6 protein-coding genes are annotated in these 3811 nt (G+C 66.1%); 4 read left to right on the top strand and 2 right to left on the bottom strand.

Annotation, left to right across the window (positions count from 1 at the left end):
• Both U9979_RS04610 and U9979_RS04605 read left to right on the top strand, forming a co-directional pair.
• Nucleotides 1–857 (top strand): MBOAT family O-acyltransferase (locus U9979_RS04610; protein ID WP_322778399.1); only part of this gene is annotated, 857 nt, incomplete at its 5' end.
• A gap of 269 nt (nt 858–1126) precedes the next feature.
• On the top strand, nt 1127–2203 hold the full coding sequence (locus U9979_RS04605; protein WP_322778398.1) for a DUF459 domain-containing protein: 1077 nt from the start codon (nt 1127–1129) through the stop codon (nt 2201–2203).
• Between the two features lie 65 nt (nt 2204–2268).
• Here the strand turns inward: U9979_RS04605 and U9979_RS04600 are convergent, their stop codons facing one another.
• Complete coding sequence (locus U9979_RS04600; RefSeq protein WP_322752663.1) at nt 2269–2664, bottom strand: hypothetical protein; 396 nt, start codon at nt 2662–2664, stop codon at nt 2269–2271.
• A 104-nt stretch (nt 2665–2768) separates the two neighbouring features.
• Here U9979_RS04600 and U9979_RS04595 point away from each other — a divergent pair, with 104 nt between their 5' ends.
• Both U9979_RS04595 and U9979_RS04590 read left to right on the top strand, forming a co-directional pair.
• A complete protein-coding gene (locus tag U9979_RS04595; protein WP_322747623.1) occupies nt 2769–2996 on the top strand; it encodes a DUF4287 domain-containing protein in 228 nt (75 codons plus the stop codon).
• A 121-nt stretch (nt 2997–3117) separates the two neighbouring features.
• Entirely contained in the window at nt 3118–3528 is a 411-nt protein-coding gene (locus U9979_RS04590; protein WP_322747622.1) for a PPOX class F420-dependent oxidoreductase, read from the top strand.
• Nucleotides 3529–3580: 52 nt separating this feature from the next.
• On the opposite strand, the gene U9979_RS04585 is transcribed toward U9979_RS04590, so the two are convergent.
• Nucleotides 3581–3811, bottom strand: a 231-nt coding sequence (locus U9979_RS04585) for a Bax inhibitor-1/YccA family membrane protein (RefSeq protein ID WP_322778397.1), incomplete at its 5' end; no start/stop codon positions are given.

The following is a 3811-nucleotide window of genomic DNA, read 5'->3' as shown; positions in this document are numbered from 1 at the left end:
GCTTCCCCGACAACTTCGACCGCCCGTACACCGCGGCCAGCCTGCGCGAATTCTGGCGACGGTGGCACATAACGCTGTCACGCTGGTTGCGGGACTATGTGTACGTACCGCTGGGAGGCAACCGGCACGGTCCTCGGCGCACCTACGTCAACCTCATGATCACAATGATCCTCGGCGGGCTGTGGCACGGAGCTGCCTGGACGTTCGTCATCTGGGGCGCTCTGCACGGTGCCGGGCTGGCAGGCGAACGCCGATGGGCCCAGTCCCGCCGCCGACCCGCCGCCCCTGCTGTCATGACCGCCCCTGCTGTCATGACCGCCGCGGCGCCATGGCCGCAGGTGCCGGCGCCGCGAACACCACGGCTGGCCAGCCGCCACTCCGGGACCGACTCCCAGCCCCACCCTCCGGCAACGGTGGTCATCTCCACCGCGACCACCACCGCGACCACCACCGCGACCACCGCAGTCGCCGGAGGACCCGCCGGCGCCGCGTCCCGGCTGTATTCCGTTGCACGGCCCGTTGCGCGACTATGGTTCGGGCGCCTGGTCGTCTTCCATTTCGTCTGCGCGACCTGGGTCCTGTTCCGCTCCCCCGACGTCGAGGCCGCCATCGACATCTTCGTCCGCCTGGTGAGCGCGCCAGGACCGGCGCCGCTGGTGACCAGAGAGGTCCTGCTCGCCATCGCCACCGGCCTCCTCACCCAACTCACCCCGAAGAGCTGGCGGCTGCATGCGGCGGACATCTTCTCCCAACTCAGCGTTTTCGGCCAAGCCGTGGTAATCGTCGGGTTCATCCTGATTGCCCACGCGATTGTCGGCCGGCAGGATGTCGCACCATTTATATACTTCCGGTTCTGAACGCCTGTTCTGAAAACCTGGCCCAAAACAACACGGCCGCGGATGAAAGCAGCGGCCGGCACCGGCAAGCTGGCGAGGCAGAGTAGGTTCCAACCTTGTTGGGGGGCGCGATGAGCGAACAGAAACCGATTCGGGCACCGGAGACCGCTGGGAACACGCACAAGGACCCGAAAAGCCGGACGAAGCCGGACGCCGATATGGCGGCGCCCGGAATGGAACATGTCCGGCGACCGCAGACAGGTCGTACCCGCCGCCTGCCGGGGGGCACCGTGTCGGCACGACAGGCGGCCAGGCTCGTCGTCACCAGCCTCAGCCTGCTACTCCTGCTCGACGCCGCCGGCATGGTCCACGCCGGCGAGGGCATGTCACCCGGGCTGACCCGCACCATCGTGCTCGGCGTGGGCCGTCCACTCCACCGGATTACCAACGCCGTCGGGCTCGACGCGATCCCCGGGCTCCTCACCTCGACGTTCGGGCATGACAGGGCCTCGGCACCATCGTCAGAACTGACCGGCACCGATCCGAGGACGCCGCCGCCGGGATTGGAGACCGGCGCCGCCAGCACCGCCCGTGCAGATGCGGCCGACGGCAGAATCCCGACAGCCCAGCCCTCGGCGGTGTCCGCCGCGTCGCGGGCCGCAGCCCCGGAAACGTCCTCGGCACCGCCATCTGGCCCGGCCGGCGTCGCGGCTGCCCCGCGCCGTCCCGACGCTGCCACGCCGCTGCGCCTCCTGGTGACCGGAGACTCGCTGAGCGACAGCATCGGGCCGTCGATGGTGAACGGGTCCCACGGCACCATCCACGCCGATACCGACACCCACGCCGGTACCGGCCTGGTGCGTCCGGATTTCTTCGACTGGGCGGCCCAGGCCCGCGCGCAGGTCACCAAGGGCGATCCAGAGGCGATTGTGGTCGCCGTCGGTGGCAACGACGCACAGGGAATCACGCTGCCGGACGGCAGCACCCTCGCGACCGGGTCACCCCAATGGTTGGCCGAGTATCGCCGCCGCGCCATCGTCGTCATGCAGATCTGGTCTTCGGGGGGCAGTCGCCGCGTCTACTGGATGAGTCTGCCCCCCGCCCGCGAACCGAGGCTCAACAACTACTACCACCAGATCTCCGAAGCCGCCGCAGATGCCGCCCGAAGAGTTCCCGGAGTCCGCTTCGTCAACGTCAGCGACCGGCTGTCGAACAACGGGTCTTACAGCAGTTACCTCACCGACGACAGGGGACAGACAGTACTCGCCCGCTCCACTGATGGTGTTCACCTGACGCTTGATGGTGCCGCCATCGTCGCCGATATCTTCGTAAAGGAGATCAACGCCGACTGGCACATGATATCCTGAGACATCTTCCTGGGACGGCCACCTCCACCCGGAAGGCCCGATTATGGTGAATTTACGTCCTTGTTTCAGGGTCGGCGCCCCTCAAGGTCCAGGCGAGCAGCCCGGACGGCCGACCGAGCGCGCTCTGCGATATCACGTCGGCGATCCGAGCAACCGTTGACAACATGACCACGGGTATCGGCGAGCAGCGTCTCAACCAGGTCGGTGGCCAACACGACGATCTGGTCCGCAAGCGCATGGTCGGCCAGACTCGGCGGCCTGACACCGGCTGGCGCGCCAGAGCCCGCTTGATGACCGAGGTCGGCGAGTTCGGCGGCAAGCGCGCGCACCCGATCAGCACGGGTACCCACAGAGGCAGACCGCTGCCGCCAGGAACCCGGCGTCCACCCCTGGATCCGATCGTGCAATCGTCGTACCTCACTGACCAGATCCCCGGCGAACATGAGTTCCACATCGGTCACGGACGAAGGTTATCCCGTGACAGCCGTGGCGGGTCTTGCCGTTGTCCGGCTGGTGGTGCACGCTCCATCCATGGTTCGTTGACCAGTGCGTACTGGAGGCGTCAATGTCGCAACAACGCTCCGAAGAGACCCACCACAGCCTTATCGAACGAATTCCGAGAATCACCGGACATGAGGTCGGCCACTGGCTGGGATGCCTCGACCGCGGGCCGGGTCTGCTTCGCTTCTCCGAGCGCGTGAACTGGCTCCAGGACGAACACGGTCTCCCACATTGCTATGCGGCGGCCGTCGTTCACGAAGCCGATCTACGCAGGCGGGCAATCCGCACCTGACGGCGGTCTCGCCCGAGGTCGGCCTGACACCGAGCCGGCCGAATCCCAGAGCCGGCCGAATCCCAGAGCCCACCGGTCGATTCGCACACTACCGTTAGGCCGGTTGCGCGAGAATCGACTCATGGACATCGAGGCAGCGCGGACACACATCCGCGAGAACCATCACGCCGTTCTCGCGACGTTTCGCCGGGACGGCACCCCTCAAATGTCACCGGTCACGGTCGGAGTGGACACCGACGGTGCAGTTATCATAAGCAGCAGGGAACCTGCCTACAAGGTCCGCAACCTGTACCGGGACCCGCGCGCGACTGTGTGCGTCATTCCGGATGCCTTCTACGGGCCGTGGATTCAGGTGAGTGGTCGGGCCCATATCATCTCGCTGCCGGCAGCCATGGAAACCCTCGTCTACTACTACCGCTCACTGTCGGGCGAACACCCCGACTGGGACGATTATCGTGCCGCCATGGTCCGCGACCAGCGCTGCGTGATCAGTATCAAGATCGACAGCGCCGGTCCAGACCACTCCGGCTAGGCCTGTCCGGTGGATATTTGGTCGATGCGATCAAAAATCCGTCGGACAGGCCCTAGCTTCGGAGTTTCGACAACAGACGGAGCATCTCCACGTATACCCAGACAAAGCCGACGAGCAGGCCGAAACCGGCCCGCCAGGCCTCCTCACGAGGCGCACCGCTGGCAATCGCGCGCTCGATGTAGTCGAAGTCGAGGATGAACTGGAGGCTCGCGACCACAAGCACGGCGACGCTGAACAGGATGCCGAGCGGAGAGGCGTCATTGATGACTGGAAGGTGACTACC

Source organism: Protofrankia sp. Cas4 (assembly GCF_963555915.1).
Classification (GTDB): domain Bacteria; phylum Actinomycetota; class Actinomycetes; order Frankiales; family Frankiaceae; genus Protofrankia.
The sequence above is the reverse complement of the archived record's forward strand: the minus strand, read 5'-3'. Positions and strand labels throughout refer to the sequence as shown.